Here is an 18,946-nt window from a genome sequence, read left to right on the forward strand (position 1 = left end):
ACCAACCGAACGAATCACTCAAACCGACCTGGCTCCAGCGGCTTGACAGCCATAGGAGCATCCGGAGCGGCTGCCCGTGGAGAGTCCACGGAGACGGTCGCCGACCGGGTCCGGGCGGCGAGGGAGCGTGCCGCCGCCCGGCTCGCGGGCACTCCCTGGCGGACGAACAGCGAGGTCCCGGGCCGCGAACTGCGCAACCGGTGGCATGCGGCCCCGGGTGCGATGGACGACGCGGAACGGGGGCTGGAGCGCGGAGTGCTCACCGCGCGCGGTCTCGACCGGGTCCTGCGTGTCGCCTGGACCGTGGCGGACCTCGTCGGGCACGACCGGCCCGACGCGGGGGACGTGGGACTCGCCCTGCAACTGCGCACCGGGGTGCCCCGGGGCGTGCCCATGGCGATCGGGGCGAGGGCGTGAGCGCGGAGGGGGAGCGGCTCCACCGGGCCTTCCTCTCTCGTGTCGCCGAGCCCGGGGACCAGATGGTGGGGCGGTGGCTGCGCGAGATCGGGACGGGGGAGGTGGTCCGGCGGCTCATGGGGGACGGCCGTCGGCCACCGGGCGTGACGGACAGGCGCTGGGCGGGCCTGCGGGCCCGGGCCGCGCGGGCGGACCCAGGGCGCGACCTCGTGGTCGCGGGGGACGCCGGGACGCGGTTCGTGTGTCCGGGGGACTCCGAGTGGCCCGTCCAACTCGACGACCTGGGGGACGCGCGGCCCATCGGACTCTGGGTCAGGGGGCTGCCGAGTCTGCGGATGTGGGCGCTGCGATCCGTCGCCGTCGTGGGCGCCCGGGCCTGCACCGAGTACGGCGCCCACATGGCGTCCGCCCTCGGCGCGGGTCTGGCCGAGCGGGGGTGGGTCGTGGTGTCGGGCGGCGCGTACGGCGTGGACGGCGCGACGCACCGGGGTGCGCTCTGCGCCGGCGGGGCCACGGTCGCGGTGCTCGCCTGCGGGGTCGACCGGCCCTATCCCCGCGGACACACCCAGTTGATCAACAGGATCGCCGAACAGGGCCTGGTCATCGGCGAGTTGCCGCCCGGCGACCATCCGACGCCGACCAGGTTCATTCTGCGCAACCGGGTCATCGCCGCGTTGACCCGGGGCACGGTGGTCGTGGAGGCGGCGTACCGGAGTGGCGCGTTGGTCACGGCCCGCGCCGCCCAGCGCCTGGGCCGGTACGCGATGGGGGTTCCGGGACCGGCCACCAGCGCGCTCTCGGCGGGAGTGCACGAACTGCTGAGGGGGGAAGCCACGCTGGTCACGGACGCCTCGGAAGTGGCCGAACTGGTGGGGGACATGGGGGAGCTGGCACCCGACAGGCGCGGGCCCGTACTGCCCCGCGACCTGCTCGATCCGGCGGCGGCGCGGGTGCTGGCAGCCCTGCCGGCCAGGGAGTCCGTGTCATCGGCGGAGATCGCCAGCGGCGCGGGTACGACGAGGGACGACGCGGTCGCGAGACTGTACGAACTCCGCTCACTTGGGTTCGTCGAACGACACGGCGACGGCTGGAAGTTGACACGCCAGGCGCCGATCTCCGTCGGCGGTGATCGGGAGCCATGCTGACCGAGCGTGTTCGGCCGTCCGGGCGAACCCCCGAAACCCTTGGCAGTTCCGGTAGTTGGCCTTCGCTCACGGTTACTCACCGCGATGGCCGCAGCCCCGACGGGCGCCCAGCGGAACGTATCTGCGCATGCTCCACGCCCGGGCCTTCGCGCACTGCGACTCCTCAGTCACGCTACGCTCACAAGGATTCCCACTCAGACAGGCATCTCGACATCAGACCGACAGCTCACCCAGGCGTCCACAGTTCACGGCAGAACGGCACAAGACGACGAATGCCCCAGCACACCTCCGGGTCCGACCGGGCGGCTGTTCCCCCCGCCGCCCGCGGCAGTGGCGTGCGGCCGCCCGCCCCCTCCACGCTCGACGAGCTGTGGAGGTCGTACAAGACCACGGGTGACGAGCGGCTGCGTGAGCAGCTGATCCTGCACTACTCGCCACTGGTGAAGTACGTCGCGGGCCGGGTGAGTGTCGGGCTGCCGCCCAACGTCGAGCAGGCGGACTTCGTCTCGTCGGGAGTCTTCGGGCTGATCGACGCGATCGAGAAGTTCGACATCGAGCGCGAGATCAAGTTCGAGACGTACGCGATCACCCGTATCCGCGGCGCGATGATCGACGAATTGCGGGCACTGGACTGGATCCCCCGCTCCGTGCGGCAGAAGGCACGCAACGTCGAGCGCGCCTACGCGACGCTGGAGGCGCGGCTGCGGCGCACGCCGACCGAGCACGAGGTGGCCGCCGAGATGGGCATCGCGGTCGAGGAACTGCACGCGGTGTTCAGCCAGTTGTCCCTGGCGAACGTGGTGGCCCTGGAGGAGCTGCTGCACGTCGGCGGGGAGGGCGGCGACCGGCTGAGCCTGATGGACACGCTGGAGGACACGGCGGCCGACAACCCCGTGGAGGTCGCCGAGGACCGGGAGCTGCGGAGGTTCCTGGCGCGGGCCATCAACACGCTGCCCGACCGGGAGAAGACCGTCGTGACCCTCTACTACTACGAAGGGCTGACGCTCGCGGAGATCGGCAATGTGCTCGGCGTGACGGAGAGCCGCGTCAGCCAGATCCACACCAAGTCCGTGCTCCAGCTGCGGGCGAAGCTGGCGAGTTTCGGCCGTTGATCGAGCCGAATCGTCCCTGCCTCCGAAGCGGGGCGACGCTCTGGCTCCGGTTGTCCCAAGAGGTCCGCGACTTGCGGAGCGTACGGCTCTGACCTGGGGCTTTCGTGGTCCGGGTGAGCAGGTCCACCCTTCGGCGCGGCCATGCGGGATCGGGCCCCGAGGGTCGAGCCCCTCCCGCCGGGCGCCGGGCGTCCGTAAAGTGGGGGCGTGCCAAGGATTCGAGCGGCCTCCGTGGCCGAGCACCGGTCGATGCAGCGAGCCGCCCTGCTGGACGCGGCACGTTCACTGCTGTCCGAGGGGGGAACGGACGCGCTGACGTTCCCCGCGCTCGCCGAGCGGACGGGGCTCGCCCGCTCCTCCGTGTACGAGTACTTCCGGTCGCGGGCAGCGGTCGTCGAAGAGCTCTGCGAGGTCGACTTCCCCGTCTGGGCCGCCGAGGTCGAGGCCGCGATGGCGATGGCCGGGACCCCCGAGAGCAAGGTCGAGTCGTACGTCCGGCATCAGCTCGCCCTGGTGGGGGACCGCCGGCACCGGGCCGTCGTGGCGATCTCCGCGAGCGAACTCGACGCGGGCGCCCGCGAGAAGATCCGTGCCGCGCACGGCGGGCTGGTCGCGATGATCGTGGAAGCCCTGCGGGACATGGGGCACGAGCAGCCCCGGATGGCCGCGATGCTCCTCCAGGGGATCGTTGACGCGGCCGTGCGCAGGATCGAGCTGGGCGCGGCCGAGAATCCGGAGGTCATCACCGAGGCGGCCGTCTCCATGGCCCTCCGGGGCGTGCGGGGCTGAGCGTTCGCGCCGTCGCCGTCCCTCTCGGCTTCTCGTCGACATCGGCATCCGGTGGATTGCCCTGCCGGGCCCGCGGTTTCTGCCGTGCCAGTCGTGCCCACCGTCTTTGACGTGCCCGTGCCTGTCGCCGTGTCCGACGTCCGTGCCATGCCGTGCCGTGCCATGCCTTGGGTGTCGAGCCCGGAGCCCCGTGTCGTACAGCCCGTCCGTGCGCCGTGCGGGCGGCCGTGGGGTGCTGTTCGCGTGTTCAGGGCGGCCCGGACGCGGTGTCGTCCGGTTCGGGCACCCCGGCGACCGGCAGCAGACGGGACGGGCCGAGCCCGAGCCGCCGGGCCGGCAGCAGGGACAGCGGATCGGCGTAGGCGTCCGCCCTGCGCAGACCCCAGTGCAGACACGGCCCGCCGCAGTGGGAGCCCGTGGGCTCCAGCACGCCGACGACCTCGCCCGCGGCCACCCGCGCACCCCTCTCGGCCGTCGCCCGCACCGGCTCGTACGTCGTGCGCAGCGGTGGGTCCCCCGTCCCGGTCAGCTCGACCGAGACGACCCCGCGGCCCGCGACCCGGCCCGCGAACGAGACCCGGCCGGGGGCGACCGCACGGACCGCCGCACCGGGCGCCGCGGCCAGGTCGACGCCTCGGTGGCCGCGGCCGTACACCGTCGCCGGCGGTTCCCAGCCCCGCGCCACTCGGGGGCGCGAACCCACGGGCCAGGTTCGGGCCACGGCCGGCACGGCGGTGTCGGTGTCGGGCGGCGGGGCTGCCGCGCCGGGCACCCCCGCGCGGGCGGCGGCCCCGTGCGGCGTGAGGGCCGGGGCGAGCGCCGACAGCAGCAGCATCAGCAGCACGGGCCAGGTACGAGGACTTCGATCGGGTCGCATGCAGGAACCGTCCCGTGAACGGCCGAAAAAAGTGGATCATGGCCGGGATCTGTGGAGTACCGGTCGGTTGTGGACAGCGGCGTCACCCGGCACCTCCCGGGTCCCGTACACTTCCTTTGGCGATCCGGGTCACCGGGTCGACTTCGCACGCCCCGACATCAGGCCGTAAAAGCCGATGTCAGCGCCTCTCGGTCCTTTGTGGCACGGCGCATCGCGGGCGTCAGGCGCGCGTGCCGTCCGGCACGCGCGGCACAACCGAGAAATCAAGGAGAACGGCCATGGCCGTCGTCACGATGCGGGAGCTGCTGGAAAGCGGCGTCCACTTCGGTCACCAGACCCGTCGCTGGAACCCGAAGATGAAGCGCTTCATCTTCACCGAGCGCAACGGCATCTACATCATCGACCTGCTCCAGTCGCTGTCGTACATCGACCGCGCCTACGAGTTCGTCAAGGAGACCGTCGCCCACGGCGGCACGGTCATGTTCGTCGGCACCAAGAAGCAGGCGCAGGAGGCCATCGCCGAGCAGGCCACCCGCGTCGGCATGCCTTACGTCAACCAGCGCTGGCTGGGCGGCATGCTCACCAACTTCTCGACCGTCTACAAGCGTCTGCAGCGCCTCAAGGAGCTCGAGCAGATCGACTTCGAGGACGTCGCCGCCTCGGGTCTCACCAAGAAGGAGCTTCTCGTGCTCTCGCGCGAGAAGGCCAAGCTGGAGAAGACCCTCGGTGGTATCCGCGAGATGCAGAAGGTGCCCAGCGCCGTCTGGATCGTGGACACCAAGAAGGAGCACATCGCGGTCGGCGAGGCCCGGAAGCTCAACATCCCGGTCGTCGCCATCCTCGACACCAACTGCGACCCCGACGAGGTCGACTACAAGATCCCCGGCAACGACGACGCGATTCGCTCCGTCACGCTGCTCACCCGTGTGATCGCCGACGCGGTCGCCGAGGGCCTCATCTCCCGCTCCGGCGCCGGCAAGGCCGCCGAGGGTGACAAGGCCGCGGGCGAGCCGCTCGCCGCCTGGGAGCGCGACCTCCTCGAGGGTGGCGAGAAGAAGGCCGACGAGGCTCCCGCCGCCGAGGCCGCCGCTGAGGCTCCTGCTGCCGAGGCCCCCGCCGCCGAGGCCGCTCCGGCCGCCGACGAGGCCCCGGCCGACGAGGCTCCCGCCGCCGAGGCCGAGAAGCCGGCCGACGCCGAGCAGGCCTGACGATCCAGCGTCACGGTTGAATGACGGTGGGCGGTGCCGAGCGCACCGCCCGCCGTTCATCCACAGACCGTAGATCTTCGGTGGACGCCCGCCCGATCAGCGGCGGACGCCGACTTCGAGACTTCGAACTCCGAGAAGAGATTCACAGATCATGGCGAACTACACCGCCGCTGACGTCAAGAAGCTCCGCGAGCTCACCGGCGCCGGCATGATGGACTGCAAGAAGGCCCTGGACGAGGCCGAGGGCGACGTCGACAAGGCCGTCGAGGCCCTGCGCATCAAGGGCCAGAAGGGCGTCGCCAAGCGCGAGGGCCGCTCCGCCGAGAACGGCGCCGTGGTTTCCATCATCGCCGACGACAACGCCTCCGGTGTCCTGGTCGAGCTGAAGTGCGAGACGGACTTCGTCGCCAAGGGCGAGAAGTTCCAGGCCGTCGCCAACCAGGTCGCCCAGCACGTCGCCGCGACCTCCCCGGCCGACATCGAGGCGCTCCTCGCCTCCGAGATCGAGCCCGGCAAGTCGGTCCAGGCGTTCGTCGACGAGGCCAACGCCAACCTCGGCGAGAAGATCGTCCTCGACCGCTTCGCGCAGTTCTCCGGCGCGTTCGTGGCCGCGTACATGCACCGCACCATGCCCGACCTGCCCCCGCAGATCGGTGTCCTGGTCGAGCTGGACAAGGCCGACGCCGCGCTCGCCAAGGGCATCGCGCAGCACATCGCCGCCTTCGCGCCGAAGTACCTCTCCCGCGAGGACGTCCCGGCCGAGGTCGTCGAGTCCGAGCGCCGCGTCGCCGAGGAGACCACCCGCGCCGAGGGCAAGCCCGAGGCCGCGCTGCCCAAGATCGTCGAGGGTCGCGTCAACGGCTTCTTCAAGGAGGCCACCCTCCTCGGTCAGCCGTACGCGCTCGACAACAAGAAGTCCGTCCAGAAGGTCCTGGACGAGGCCGGTGTCACCCTGAAGCGCTTCGTGCGCATCAAGGTCGGCATCTGAGTCCGTACCGCGATCGACGCGCGACCCCGCTAGGGTCGACAGCAGTCGTCCGCGTACGCCGTCACGCGCGTGCGTGACGGTCGACAGCAGATCTGACGAGGAGGCCATTGCCGCGCATGGGTTGCCACCGACACCCCACCGGCAATGGCCTTCTTCGTATGTGCGACACGTAAAAGAGGCGAGATCTCCATGACCACCACCAAGGCCGACAAGGACGAGAAGAGCGACTCCGGCAAGGGCTCCGGTCGCTTTCTGCTGAAGCTTTCCGGTGAGGCGTTCGCCGGTGGCGGGGGACTGGGCGTGGACCCCGACGTGGTGCACGCCATCGCCAGGGAGATCGCCGCGGTGGTCCGTGGTGGCGCCCAGATCGCCGTGGTCATCGGCGGCGGCAACTTCTTCCGCGGTGCCGAGCTCCAGCAGCGCGGTATGGACCGGGCCCGTTCCGACTACATGGGCATGCTCGGCACCGTCATGAACTGCCTGGCCCTCCAGGACTTCCTGGAGAAGGAGGGCATCGACTCCCGCGTGCAGACCGCCATCACGATGGGGCAGGTCGCGGAGCCGTACATCCCGCTGAGGGGCGTACGGCACCTGGAGAAGGGCCGTGTGGTCATCTTCGGCGCCGGCATGGGCATGCCCTACTTCTCCACCGACACCACCGCCGCCCAGCGTGCTCTGGAGATCGACGCGGAAGCACTGCTGATGGGCAAGAACGGGGTGGACGGGGTCTACGACTCCGACCCGAAGACCAACCCCGGCGCGGTGAAGTTCGACGCGCTCAGCTACGGCGAAGTGATCACGCGCGACCTCAAGGTCGCCGACATGACCGCGATCACCCTGTGCCGTGACAACAAGCTCCCGATCCTCGTCTTCGAGCTTCTGGCCGAGGGCAATATCGCGCGGGCCGTCAAGGGTGAGAAGATCGGCACGCTCGTGGGCGACCAGGGCAGCCGGGCCTGACCGGGGGATGGACAATGTCCTGCCGGTCGGGAACCGTGCAGGAATAAGACGCGACGCAGCCGGCCGCCGCCCCGCCAGGGGACAGCGGCCGGGCCTACTCAAGACACGCAGGAGCAAGTGGTGATCGAAGAGACCCTCCTCGAGGCCGAGGAGAAGATGGAGAAGGCCGTCGTGGTCGCCAAGGAGGACTTCGCCGCGATCCGCACCGGCCGTGCGCACCCGGCGATGTTCAACAAGATCGTGGCCGACTACTACGGCGCGCTGACGCCGATCAACCAGCTGGCCTCGTTCTCGGTGCCCGAGCCGCGCATGGCCGTGGTGACCCCGTTCGACAAGAGCGCGCTGCGCAACATCGAGCAGGCGATCCGTGATTCCGACCTCGGGGTCAACCCGAGCAACGACGGCAACATCATCCGGGTGGTGTTCCCCGAGCTGACCGAGGAGCGCCGCAAGGACTACATCAAGGTCGCCAAGACCAAGGGCGAGGACGCCAAGGTCTCGATCCGCTCCGTCCGCCGCAAGGCGAAGGACGCCATCGACAAGCTGATCAAGGATGGCGAGGTCGGCGAGGACGAGGGCCGCCGTGCGGAGAAGGAGCTCGACGACACCACCGCCAAGTACGTGGCCCAGGTGGACGAGCTGCTCAAGCACAAGGAAGCAGAGCTGCTCGAGGTCTGATGAACGACTCTTCCTGGGGAGCGCCGCCACAAGCCGGGTACTGGGGGCCGTCCGAGCAGGGGCCTGTCCAGGGGGCAGCCCCGGCGGGTCCCGCGTACGATGCGCACAACGCCCAGCAGACTCGCCCCATGCCCATCGTGCCCGACGTACCCGCGCATGGCGGAGACCAGGATGACGACCGGGGGGCCGCCCGGGCGGGCGGCCCCCTGTTCCGCGACGAGACGCCGCAGACGCCGCCCTTCCGGGCTTCGTCGCAGAATCCGCAGGAGCCCATGCCCAGCACCGCACAGCCCGCACCCGCGCCGCCGAAGAAGAGCGCGGGCCGCGACCTCGGTGCTGCCATAGGAGTCGGCGTCGGGCTCGGCGCGGTCATCGTCGCGTCCCTGTTCGTCGTCAAGGCCGTCTTCATCGGCGTGATAGCGGTCGCCGTCGTGGTGGGCCTGTGGGAACTCACGTCGCGTCTCGCCGAACAGAAGGCCATCAAGGCACCGCTCGTGCCCCTGGCCGTCGGCGGCGCGGCGATGGTCGTCGCCGGGTACGTGCGGGGTGTCGAGGGTGCCTGGGTGGCCATGGCCCTCACCGCGCTCGCGGTCCTCGTCTGGCGGATGACGGAACCGCCCGAGGGCTATCTGAAGGACGTCACGGCGGGGGTCTTCGCGGCGTTCTACATCCCGTTCCTCGCCACGTTCGTGGCGCTGATGCTCACCGCGGACGACGGGGCGTGGAGGGTACTCACCTTCCTGCTGCTGGCCGTGGTCAGCGACACGGGCGCGTACGCGGTCGGCTGGCGCTTCGGCAGGCACAAGCTCGCTCCGCGCATCAGCCCCGGCAAGACCCGCGAGGGACTGCTCGGCGCGGTCGGCTTCGCGATGGTGGCGGGCGCGCTGTGCCTGGAGTTCCTGATCGACGACGGCACCTGGTGGCAGGGTCTGCTGCTCGGCCTCGCGGTCGCGGCCAGTGCCACGCTGGGGGACCTCGGCGAGTCCATGATCAAGCGCGATCTGGGCATCAAGGACATGGGCACCCTGCTGCCGGGCCACGGCGGGATCATGGACCGTCTGGACTCGCTGCTGCCGACGGCGCCCGTGGTGTGGCTGCTGCTGGTGATCTTCGTGGGGTCCGGCTGACCCGCGGTCGTGTACGGAGGAGCTCGTCGCCCAGGGGGCGGCGAGCTCCTGTCGTTCGTGGCGGGCGGGGCCGTTCCCTCCCGGTCAGCGGGAGGTGGGGACGCTGTTCAGCGGGAGGTGAGGGCGGTCTCCGACTCGACCCGGGTGAGTTTCTCGGGGTTGCGTACGTAGTACAGGCCGGTGACGCGGGCGTTCTCCACCCGGAAGGCGAGTACGCCGTCGATCACGTCGCCCTGGCGCAGGATGAGTCCCGGGTTGCCGTTGACCGTCGTGGTCTCGCCGGTGAGGACGCCGCCGGCCTTGTCGAGGCTGCCGGCCATGTAGCGGAGCACCTTGTCGGCGCCGACGACCGGCCGCAGGGCGGCCAGCCTGAGGCCGCCGCCGTCGCTGACGAAGACGACCTCCGGGGCGAGCACGTCCAGCAGCCCCTGGAGGTCCCCGGTCTCCAGCGCCGACCGGAACGAGTCCAGTGCCGCCCAGGCCTCCTCGGGCGACGCCGGTGTGCGCGGCCGGCGGGCGTCGACGTGCAGACGGGCGCGGTAGGCGAGCTGGCGCACGGCTGCGGGGCTCCGGCCGATGGCGGCCGCGATGTCCTCGTAGTCGATCTCGAAGACCTCGCGCAGCACGAAGACGGCGCGTTCGGTCGGTGACAGGGTCTCCAGGATGAACATCAGCGCCAGTGACAGGTTCTCCGACAGTTCGACGTCCTCGGCCACGTCCGGCGCGGTGAGCAGCGGCTCGGGCAGCCAGGGGCCGAGGTAGGACTCCTTGCGCCGCTTGAGGGCGCGGAGCCGGTTGAGCGCCTGCCGGGTCGTGATCCGTACGAGGTACGCGCGCGGGTCCCGCACCTGGGCCAGGTCGACCTTGGCCCACCGCAGCCAGGCCTCCTGGAGGACGTCCTCCGCGTCCGCCGCCGAACCGAGCATCTCGTACGCGACGGTGAACAGCAGGTCGCGGTGGGCGAGGAAGGCCTCCGTGGCGGGGTCCGTGGCCGGGTCGGACGCCGGGTCGGGGCGGGGGTCGGTCTGCGGATCGTGCCGTCGGTCGGTCGCCGGGGCGACGGGCCGGTCGGTCGGAGAGCCGCTGCGACGGTCGGTCGGGGGGCCGACCGAGGCGTCCGCCGGGGGGTCCGCAGGGGGGTCGGTCGCTTGGTCGTCCATGTCGTCGTCCATGTCGTGTTTCGCGCGTTTCACTCTCTCGCTCGGCCACGGGCCGTGGGCCCGCGGTGGATGTGTACCCGGTCGGCGGCCGGGATACCGGTGGCGGGCGCGCCGTGCCGTGCAGCGCAGTGCGGGGCGGGGTGGTGGGTCCGCCACGGGTGCTCGACGGCGTGTCGTACGGGGCCTGGGGGCGCCGTACGGGCGCCGTTGCCGTTCGGTCCCCTTCTCGGGCCGGGGCGACCGGCCGGGTCGACCGGGCCGTACCGGTGGCCGAGTGACCGAGTGGCCGAGTGGTCGGGCCGTGTCGGCCGTCGGCCCGGGAAGGGGACCCGGTGGCTAGCTGGTGCCCGACGTCGTCGTGCGCTGCTCCGACCGGGGCGTCTCCGGGAGAGCGGCGCCGTCGCCGCGGGACGCGCGGGGTGTCCCGGAACCCGCCTTGCGGGCACCCGACAGCAGCTTGTTGAGGGTGAACCGGCAGGCGATCTCCTTGACGCCGGCACCGGGACGCCCGCTGACGCGGAGGGCGTTCACCTTGTCGTTCGGGTAGGAGAACTGGGTGACGCCCTCGTTCCGGCCGAGGCTGAGGCACTGCCCGGCGAAGAACATCCGGACGGGAGCGGGCTTCTTCATCGCGATCCGGCGCAGGATCGTCGAGGCGGCCGCCGGGCCCAGTTGTACCGCTGCCTGGCAGCTCATCCGGAACGGATGGTCCGACATCGAGGCCGAGTCCCCGGCGGCGACGATGCGGTCGTCGCCCACGCTGGTCAGCGTCCCGTCCGTGAGCAGACGGCCCTCGGCGTCGGTGAGCAGCCCGCTGCGGACGGCCAGGTCCGGGACGCGGAATCCCGCGGTCCAGATCGTCACGGAGCTGGGCAGCTCACGGCCGTCCGCGAGCCGTACGGCATCGCCCGTCACCTCCGTCACGCTCGCACCGGGGCCCTCAAGGACGGTCACTCCCAGCTCGGCGAGCCGACGGGCGACCGGACGGCGGCCGGCGGCGTGCAGGGAGGGGCCGAGCACCTTGCCGCACACCAGGGTGACCCTGCGGCCCGCCTCCGCCAGCTCCGCGGCGGTCTCCAGGCCGGTCGGTCCGGCCCCGACCACGGTCAGCGGTGCCGTCGCGGGCGTGGCCGCGAGGGCGGCACGCAGTCGTTCCGCGGCCTCGAGGTCCGACACCGACTCGGCGAACTCCGCGGCCCCGGGCACGCCGGGGTCGGACGCTCCGCTGCCCACCGCGTAGACGAGGTAGTCGTACGGGAGCGTGCCGCCGCCCGCGAGTGACACCCGGCGCTCGGTGGCGTCGATGAGGGTGGCGGTGTCCACGACGAGCCGGACGTTCCCGCCCAGGACGTCCCCGAAGCTCTCGACCGCGTCGTCGGAGCCGGTCAGCAGCTGGTGCAGGCGGATCCGCTCGACGAATTCGGGACGCGGATTGACCAGGGTCACCGACACCCCGTCGCGACGGGCCAGGCTGTTGGCCGCCGTCACGCCTCCGTAGCCGCCGCCGACCACTACCACCCGAACGATCTCGTTCATCATGTCTCCCTTGCATTACGGACTCGGCATGGAGACACCGGCCGCGCATCCTGTGTCACGGTCCTCCGATGAGACGTGGCGCACATCGGAGGCGGTGCGCCGGACGTGTGCGGGGCGAGACCCACGTCGTCCGGCACGCCCTCGGCCGTGGCGACGGCCGCCGGGGGCCCGTACGGCAGGGGCGGCGGCGAGCCCTCGCGGCGGGGCGGCGGCGCGCGCTGCCGAACAGGTCGGCCCGGGTACAGGGCGGTGGGCCGGTGCGCAGCCGCATGACATGGGACCACAGGCGGGTCGAGACGTCCGCCCAGTGCACGGCCGCCGATGTCGAGTGGTCGGAGGCCGAGGACGCACCGGGGCGTGACAACGCCAACGCACAGCGGCGGACAAGCGCGGACGCCGGCAGAGCATCGCAGTGGACGGGAGGCGCACCGATCCGGGGTCGAGCACCCGTCCGAGTTGCTTCGGGAGAAGAGGTCGGGAGCTACGGGCCGTCGCACTCGATCAGGGAGCCGTCGGGGCCCAGCGTGCAGAAGCGCGGCGGCCCCATGGTCTCCATGATCCTTTTCAGCAACGCCTCTTCCTCCGCACGGTCAGGCCCGTGAGGGTCTCGCACCTGGAATCCGTGGAGGTCGATGCCGTACGCGTCGATGTCGTCAGGTTCGGGGCGGCCCTCCTGGACGAAGCCGCAGAGTGCGCGCAGGGCGTCTTCGCCCAGGTTCAGAGGGTGGAAGGGCAGCGGGTACGGCTTTTCCTCCTTGCCCGGCCAGGGGACGATGTCCGCGGGGCGGTCCCCGGCCCAGTAGGGCAGCTCGAAGGGGAGCGGTTCGCCGATGTTCTCGATGATGCCGCTGTCCGGCGACAGGCTCAGGGAGCGGAGCAGGCGCCCGTCCTCCCACACCGCGAACGCGAGCCAGTCGACGACGCTGTGCATGGCGTGCAGGACGAGCCGTCGGCCGGCGCTCGCCGCGACGAGGTGCTCGGGGAGCCGGGACGGGAAGTCAATCATCACCCGTTGGTCGCAGACGATCTCCAGGCCCGGTCGGCTCGCGGCGTACGCCGTGTCCTTCGGTGGGTACACGCCGTTGCCCAGCGTCGAGCCGGGGAGTTGCTCGATCTCCCGGCCCGGGTAGAGGCGCCGCATCATCTCGGACGTCCGCGGCAGGTCAGCCGCCCCCGCCAGTCGCAGCAGGTCGGGCACCTCGCCGTCCGCGTAGACGAGCAGTCCCGTTTTGGCTCCCACGGCCCCTCCCCGATGTGTCGCGCTCGACGGTCGTCGCACCATGGCCACCCGCACTGACATCGCCATCGGCGCTGCCATCGCCGCGAGGGTCCGACCGGGGACCGTCCTGGGCCGTCCCCGGTCGGGCGGGGCCGGCCGACGCCGACAGTCGGCACCCGCGGGTGACCACCCCCACCCCGCTCCGGCCCGGGCCGCCCGAGTTGATCTGCGACACTGGGAGAGTTATGCCTGCACCCGGAGAACTCACCTTTGTCGCGCCGCGCGGAGCCAAGAAGCCGCCGCGGCACCTTGCCGATCTCACGCCCGCCGAGCGCAAGGAGGCGGTGGCCGCGATCGGCGAGAAGCCGTTTCGCGCCAAGCAGCTCTCGCAGCACTACTTCGCCCGGTACGCGCACGATCCGGAGCAGTGGACCGACATCCCCGCGGGGTCGCGCGCCAAGCTGCAGGAAGCGCTGCTGCCCGAGCTGATGACGGTCGTGCGGCATCTTTCGACCGACTCCGACACCACCCGCAAGACCCTGTGGCGGCTCTTCGACGGCACGCTCGTCGAGTCGGTGCTGATGCGGTACCCGGACCGGGTGACCATGTGCATCAGCTCACAGGCGGGCTGCGGGATGAACTGCCCGTTCTGCGCCACCGGACAGGCGGGGCTCGACCGGAACCTGTCCACCGGCGAGATCGTGCACCAGATCGTGGACGGCATGCGCGCCCTGCGCGACGGCGAGATCCCCGGCGGTCCCGCCCGGCTGAGCAACATCGTGTTCATGGGCATGGGCGAGCCCCTCGCCAACTACAAGCGCGTCGTGCAGTCCATCAGGGCCCTCACGGACCCCGAGCCGGACGGGCTCGGACTCTCCCAGCGCGGCATCACGGTCTCCACGGTCGGCCTGGTGCCGGCCATCCACCGGTTCGCCGACGAGGGCTTCAAGTGCCGTCTCGCGATCTCCCTGCACGCGCCCGACGACGAACTGCGCGACACCCTCGTCCCCGTGAACACGCGGTGGAAGGTGCGCGAGGTGCTGGACGCGGGCTGGGAGTACGCGGCAAGGTCGGGGCGCCGGCTGTCCATCGAGTACGCGCTGATCCGCGACATCAACGACCAGGCGTGGCGGGGCGACCGGCTCGGCCGGATGCTCAAGGGCCGCCCGGTGCACGTGAACCTCATTCCGCTGAACCCGACGCCCGGCTCCAAGTGGACCGCCTCGCGTCCCGAGGACGAGAAGGCGTTCGTCGAGGCCATCGCGGCCCACGGCGTGCCCGTCACCGTCCGGGACACCCGCGGCCAGGAGATCGACGGGGCCTGCGGGCAGCTCGCGGCGACCGAGCGGTAGTTTCCGGCCAGGGCCCGGGAGGTAGTGTGGGCCCTGGCAGTACATCTTCATATTCCGACAGGGGAGCGCCACAGCGCTGAGAGTGCGGCAGCCGGGTCACGGGACCGGGTGGGCCGCAGACCCTCAGAACCTTGCCCAGGTCATTCTGGGTAGGAAGTTCGGTCATTACTCGAGCTGTTGCGCCCTGCCCGGGAACCCCGAGGTTCCCGGGCAGGGCCGCGTCTCTTCCTGGTCACCCCCAGGAGGAATCAAGTGAGCACCACCAGGAAGTTCACGGCCGCGGCCGTGGGGCTCGGACTCGTCACGCTCGCCGCGTGCGGATCGTCCGGGGACGGGGACGGGGGCGCCGCCGCGTCGAAGACCGTGACGCTCGTCGGCCACGACTCCTTCGCCTACTCGAAGGACGTCCTGAAGGCCTTCGAGAAGGAGTCCGGCTACAAGGTCAGGGTCCTCAAGGACGGCGACGCGGGCCAGGCCGTCAACAAGGCGATCCTCACGAAGGACAACCCGCAGGGCGACGTCTTCTTCGGCGTCGACAACACCCTGCTGTCGCGGGCGCTGGAGAACGGTCTGTTCCAGCCGTACGAGGCCGAGGGCTCGGAGCTGATCCTGCCCGAGTACCGCGCCGACCAGGGCAAGCACCGGGTCACGCCCATCGACTCCGGCGACGTCTGCGTCAACTACGACAAGGCGTACTTCAGCGACCGCAAGCTGGACCCGCCGACGTCGTTCGACGACCTGGTCGATCCCGCGTACAAGAACCTGCTGGTCACGGAGAACGCGTCCACGTCCTCGCCCGGCCTCGGCTTCCTGCTCGGGAGCGCCGCGAAGTACGGCGACGACGGATGGCAGGACTACTGGAAGAAGCTCAAGGCCAACGGCGTGAAGGTCGTCGACGGCTGGGAGCAGGCCTACAACGAGGAGTTCTCGGGCTCCGCCGGCGGCAGGAAGGCGGGGGCCGACAGGCCGCTCGTCGTGTCCTACGCCTCCTCGCCGCCCGCCGAGGTCATCTACGGCGACCCGAAGCCGAAGGCCGCGCCCACCGGCGTCGCGACCGGCACCTGCTTCCGGCAGGTCGAGTACGCGGGGCTGCTGAGCAACGCGAGGAACCCCGAGGGCGGCAAGGCCCTGGTCGACTTCCTGATCAGCGAGCGGTTCCAGGAGGACATGCCGCTGAACATGTTCGTGTACCCGGTGCGCGAGGGCGCCCAGGTGCCCCCGGAGTTCGCGAAGTACGGTCCCGCGGCCGAGGACCCGGAGACCCTGGACCCCGCCCGGATCGCCGACAACCGTGACGCGTGGGTCAAGGCGTGGACGTCCCTCGTACTGAAGTAGGACGCCGGCCCGGGGACGGGCCCGCGTCCGCCGCACCGCCACCCGGGGGACCCCGCGGTGCCGGTGCGGCGGCCCGCGCGCCGCGGCCGCGACGCGCTCGGGCCGGGGCGGCGCGGCTCGCCCTGATGGCCGTGCCGGTCGCCTTCTTCGCGCTGTTCTTCGCCTATCCGGTCACGGCGATCGTCGCCCGCGGCCTGAGGATCGACGGGGTCTGGCGGTTCGGGCGGATCGCGGACGTGCTCGCGCAGTCCGACATCCGCCACGTCCTGTGGTTCACCACCTGGCAGGCGCTCGCCTCCACCGCGCTCACGCTGCTGATCGCGCTGCCCGGCGCGTACGTCTTCGCGCGCTTCGACTTCCGGGGCAAGCAGGTCCTGCGTGCCGTCGTGACCGTGCCGTTCGTACTGCCGACGGTGGTCGTCGGGACCGCCTTCCTCGCGCTGCTCGGCCGCGGGGGACTCCTCGACGACCTGTGGGGCGTACGGCTGGACACGACCGTGTGGGCGATCCTGCTGGCGCACGTCTTCTTCAACTACGCGGTGGTCGTACGCACGGTCGGCGGCCTGTGGTCGCAGCTCGACCCGCGGCAGGAGGAGGCCGCGCGGATGCTCGGCGCCTCGCGGTTCGCGGCCTGGCGCGGGGTGACGCTGCCGGCGCTCGGCCCGGCCGTCGCCGCGGCCGCGCTCATGGTCTTCCTGTTCACCTTCACGTCGTTCGGCGTGGTGCAGATCCTCGGCGGTCCCACCTTCTCGACCCTGGAGGTCGAGATCTACCGGCAGACCTCCGAGATCTTCGACCTGTCGACGGCCGCCGTGCTGACGGTCGTGCAGTTCGGCGCGGTCGGCGCGGTCCTCGCCGTGCACGCCTGGACCGTGCGCCGCCGGGAGACGGCCCTGCGCCTGGTCGACGCCTCCCTCACCGCCCGCAGGCCGCGCGGCGCGGGTCAGCGGGCGCTGCTCGGCGGCGTGCTCGTCAGCATCGCCGTCCTGCTGGTGCTGCCGCTGGCGGTGCTCGTCGAGCGGTCCCTCGGCGCTCCGGACCTCGGCTACTACAGGGCGCTGACGAGCGACGAGGGCGGGATCTTCCTGGTGCCGCCGATCGACGCGGTCGGCAACTCGCTCCAGTACGCGCTCGCCGCCACCGCCATCGCGCTGCTCATCGGCGGTCTCGCGGCGGCCGCCCTGACCCGCCGGGACGCCGGCCGGCTCGTACGGGGCTTCGACGCCCTGCTGATGCTGCCGCTCGGGGTCTCCGCCGTCACCGTCGGCTTCGGCTTCCTCATCGCGCTCGACGAGCCGCCGCTGGACCTCAGGAGCAGCTGGATCCTGGTACCGCTCGCGCAGGCGCTGGTGGGCGTCCCCTTCGTCGTACGGACCATGCTGCCCGTGCTCCGTGCCGTGGACGGACGGCTGCGCGAGGCGGCGGCGGTCCTCGGGGCGTCCCCGTGGCGGGTGTGGCGCGAGGTCGACCTGCCGATGGTGCGGCGGGCGCTGCTCGTCGCGGCCGGGTTCGCCTTCGCGGTGTCGCTGGGGGAGTTCGGCGCGACCGTCTTCATCGCCCGGCCGGACAACCCGACCCTGCCCGTCGCCGTGGCCAGGCTGCTGGGACGGGCAGGCGAACTGAACTACGGCCAGGCCATGGCCCTTTCGACGATCTTGATGGTGGTGTGCGCGGTGGCGCTGCTGGTGCTGGAACGCCTTCGTACCGACCGGACAGGGGAGTTCTGACATGCGTGACGCCCTGCGGGACACCTCGAAGGACGGGCGGGCCGCCGAGGACACGGCGGAGGACCCGGGGAGCGGCGCCGGCGCGGGCACGGCGCGGGAAGCCGCCATGGGCCCCGCGTCGCGGAAAGGCGCGCGGGGCGGGCGGAGCGGGGACCGGAGCGACGGCCGTGGCGGTGCGGCGGCCGAGGGGAACGGCGCCGGACCCGCGCCGATGCTCAGGATCGACGACGCGACCGTACGCCTCGGCGGCCGGCCCGTGCTCGACGCCGTCGGCCTCTCCGTCGCCGAGCACGAGATCGTCTGCGTGCTCGGCCCCAGCGGCAGCGGGAAGTCGACCCTGCTGAGGGCGGTCGCCGGACTCCAGCCCCTGGACGCCGGCCGGGTGCTCCTGGAGGGCAGGGACCTGGAGGGCGTGCCCGCGCACCGGCGCGGCGTCGGCCTGATGTTCCAGGACCACCAGCTGTTCCCGCAGCGCGACGTCGGCGGCAATGTGGCCTTCGGGCTCCGGGTGCGCGGTGCCGACAGGGAGCGGCAGGCCGCGCGCGTCGGGGAGTTGCTCGACCTCGTCGGACTGCCCGGCTCGGGCCGGCGGGCCGTCGCCTCCCTCTCGGGCGGTGAGCAGCAGCGTGTCGCGCTCGCCCGCGCGCTCGCGCCCAGGCCCCGGCTGCTCATGCTCGACGAACCGCTCGGACAGCTCGACCGTTCCCTGCGGGAGCGCCTGGTGGTCGAGTTGCGGGAGCTCTTCGGGGAGTTGGGGACGACCGTGCTCGCGGTGACCCACGACCAGGGCGAGGCGTTCGCGCTGGCGGACCGGGTGGTCGTGATGCGCGAGGGGCGCATCGCGCAGTCCGGCAGCCCGCTCGATGTCTGGCAGCGGCCGGCCGACGCGTTCGTGGCCCGTTTCCTCGGTTTCGAGAACGTGGTGGCCGCGACGGTCGAGGGGGACACCGCCAGCACCCCGTGGGGCGTCCTGCCGGTCCCTCGGGGCACCCCGCGGGGCGAGGTGACGCTGCTCGTGCGGCCGGCGGGCGTACGGCTCGTGGCGGCCACGCGGGGGCTGCGCTGCACGGTCGCCGCGCGGACCTTCCGGGGGACCCATGTCGCCGTGCGCCTTCAACCGCCGCACGCGCCGCGGCTGGAGGCGGCCTGTGCGCTGCGGGACGCGCCCGGCACGGGGGACGAGGTCGGGGTGGAGTTCGACGCGGCCGAGGTCGTCGTGCTCGGCGGCGGTCCGGACGCCTGAGGGCCGTCCCGCGGCCCCGGTGACCCCGTCACGGCCCGCACGCGCCTTCCGGCGCCGGACACAGCGGTGGCCC

At 71.8% G+C, this 18,946-nt stretch carries 16 protein-coding genes and 1 pseudogene; 13 read left to right on the forward strand and 4 right to left on the reverse strand.

Going from position 1 to position 18,946, the window contains the following annotated elements; all coding sequences use genetic code 11:
* From IE265_RS31480 to IE265_RS31495, 4 genes and pseudogenes are all read left to right on the forward strand, one after another.
* Positions 1-408: pseudogene (locus tag IE265_RS31480) on the forward strand (magnesium chelatase subunit ChlI family protein); the annotation flags it as partial.
* Complete coding sequence (gene dprA, locus IE265_RS31485) at positions 297-1,562, forward strand: DNA-processing protein DprA (RefSeq protein WP_506005205.1); 1,266 nt, start codon at positions 297-299, stop codon at positions 1,560-1,562. The pseudogene IE265_RS31480 and the gene dprA, both read left to right, overlap by 112 nt.
* 272 nt (positions 1,563-1,834) lie before the next feature.
* The gene (whiG, locus tag IE265_RS31490; protein WP_190039156.1) at positions 1,835-2,674 is read left to right on the forward strand and encodes an RNA polymerase sigma factor WhiG; all 840 of its coding nucleotides are present in this window, start codon (positions 1,835-1,837) and stop codon (positions 2,672-2,674) included.
* 231 nt (positions 2,675-2,905) lie between these two features.
* On the forward strand, positions 2,906-3,463 hold the full coding sequence (locus IE265_RS31495) for a TetR/AcrR family transcriptional regulator (RefSeq protein ID WP_190039230.1): 558 nt from the start codon (positions 2,906-2,908) through the stop codon (positions 3,461-3,463).
* Positions 3,464-3,710: 247 nt separating this feature from the next.
* Here IE265_RS31495 and IE265_RS31500 read toward each other — a convergent pair whose 3' ends face one another.
* Positions 3,711-4,340, reverse strand: coding sequence for a M23 family metallopeptidase (locus IE265_RS31500; RefSeq protein WP_190039157.1), 630 nt, complete (start codon positions 4,338-4,340; stop codon positions 3,711-3,713).
* A gap of 278 nt (positions 4,341-4,618) precedes the next feature.
* Between IE265_RS31500 and rpsB the strand changes: the two genes are divergently transcribed.
* The 5 genes from rpsB (at position 4,619) to IE265_RS31525 (ending at position 9,301) form a co-directional block, all read left to right on the forward strand.
* Positions 4,619-5,548, forward strand: coding sequence for a 30S ribosomal protein S2 (rpsB, locus tag IE265_RS31505; protein ID WP_190039158.1), 930 nt, complete (start codon positions 4,619-4,621; stop codon positions 5,546-5,548).
* Between the two features lie 151 nt (positions 5,549-5,699).
* On the forward strand, positions 5,700-6,536 hold the full coding sequence (gene tsf / locus IE265_RS31510; RefSeq protein ID WP_190039159.1) for a translation elongation factor Ts: 837 nt from the start codon (positions 5,700-5,702) through the stop codon (positions 6,534-6,536).
* Positions 6,537-6,725: 189 nt separating this feature from the next.
* Entirely contained in the window at positions 6,726-7,496 is a 771-nt protein-coding gene (gene pyrH, locus IE265_RS31515) for a UMP kinase (RefSeq protein WP_190039160.1), read from the forward strand.
* 120 nt (positions 7,497-7,616) lie between these two features.
* Complete coding sequence (gene frr, locus IE265_RS31520; RefSeq protein WP_010984060.1) at positions 7,617-8,174, forward strand: ribosome recycling factor; 558 nt, start codon at positions 7,617-7,619, stop codon at positions 8,172-8,174.
* Complete coding sequence (locus tag IE265_RS31525; RefSeq protein ID WP_190039161.1) at positions 8,174-9,301, forward strand: phosphatidate cytidylyltransferase; 1,128 nt, start codon at positions 8,174-8,176, stop codon at positions 9,299-9,301. The genes frr and IE265_RS31525 overlap by 1 nt, the downstream gene beginning before the upstream one ends.
* A gap of 107 nt (positions 9,302-9,408) precedes the next feature.
* Here the strand turns inward: IE265_RS31525 and IE265_RS31530 are convergent, their stop codons facing one another.
* The 3 genes from IE265_RS31530 to IE265_RS31540 form a co-directional block, all read right to left on the reverse strand.
* On the reverse strand, positions 9,409-10,461 hold the full coding sequence (locus tag IE265_RS31530) for an RNA polymerase sigma-70 factor (protein ID WP_190039162.1): 1,053 nt from the start codon (positions 10,459-10,461) through the stop codon (positions 9,409-9,411).
* Positions 10,462-10,797: 336 nt separating this feature from the next.
* Positions 10,798-11,997: an NAD(P)/FAD-dependent oxidoreductase gene (locus IE265_RS31535; protein WP_190039163.1), complete on the reverse strand. Its 1,200-nt coding sequence runs from the start codon at positions 11,995-11,997 to the stop codon at positions 10,798-10,800.
* A gap of 481 nt (positions 11,998-12,478) precedes the next feature.
* On the reverse strand, positions 12,479-13,237 hold the full coding sequence (locus tag IE265_RS31540) for a DUF6928 family protein (protein ID WP_190039164.1): 759 nt from the start codon (positions 13,235-13,237) through the stop codon (positions 12,479-12,481).
* Positions 13,238-13,461: 224 nt separating this feature from the next.
* On the opposite strand from IE265_RS31540, the gene rlmN reads away from it, so the two are divergent.
* From rlmN to IE265_RS31560, 4 genes are all read left to right on the forward strand, one after another.
* Positions 13,462-14,568, forward strand: coding sequence for a dual-specificity RNA methyltransferase RlmN (gene rlmN / locus IE265_RS31545; protein ID WP_190039165.1), 1,107 nt, complete (start codon positions 13,462-13,464; stop codon positions 14,566-14,568).
* 252 nt (positions 14,569-14,820) lie between these two features.
* A complete protein-coding gene (locus tag IE265_RS31550; protein ID WP_190039166.1) occupies positions 14,821-15,903 on the forward strand; it encodes a thiamine ABC transporter substrate-binding protein in 1,083 nt (360 codons plus the stop codon).
* 125 nt (positions 15,904-16,028) lie between these two features.
* On the forward strand, positions 16,029-17,630 hold the full coding sequence (locus tag IE265_RS31555; RefSeq protein WP_190039167.1) for an ABC transporter permease: 1,602 nt from the start codon (positions 16,029-16,031) through the stop codon (positions 17,628-17,630).
* A gap of 211 nt (positions 17,631-17,841) precedes the next feature.
* Complete coding sequence (locus tag IE265_RS31560) at positions 17,842-18,873, forward strand: ABC transporter ATP-binding protein (RefSeq protein WP_190039231.1); 1,032 nt, start codon at positions 17,842-17,844, stop codon at positions 18,871-18,873.
* Positions 18,874-18,946: the final 73 nt, after the last annotated feature.

It is taken from the genome of Streptomyces fructofermentans (genome assembly GCF_014651055.1).
In the GTDB taxonomy this organism is placed as follows: Bacteria; Actinomycetota; Actinomycetes; order Streptomycetales; family Streptomycetaceae; genus Streptomyces; species Streptomyces fructofermentans.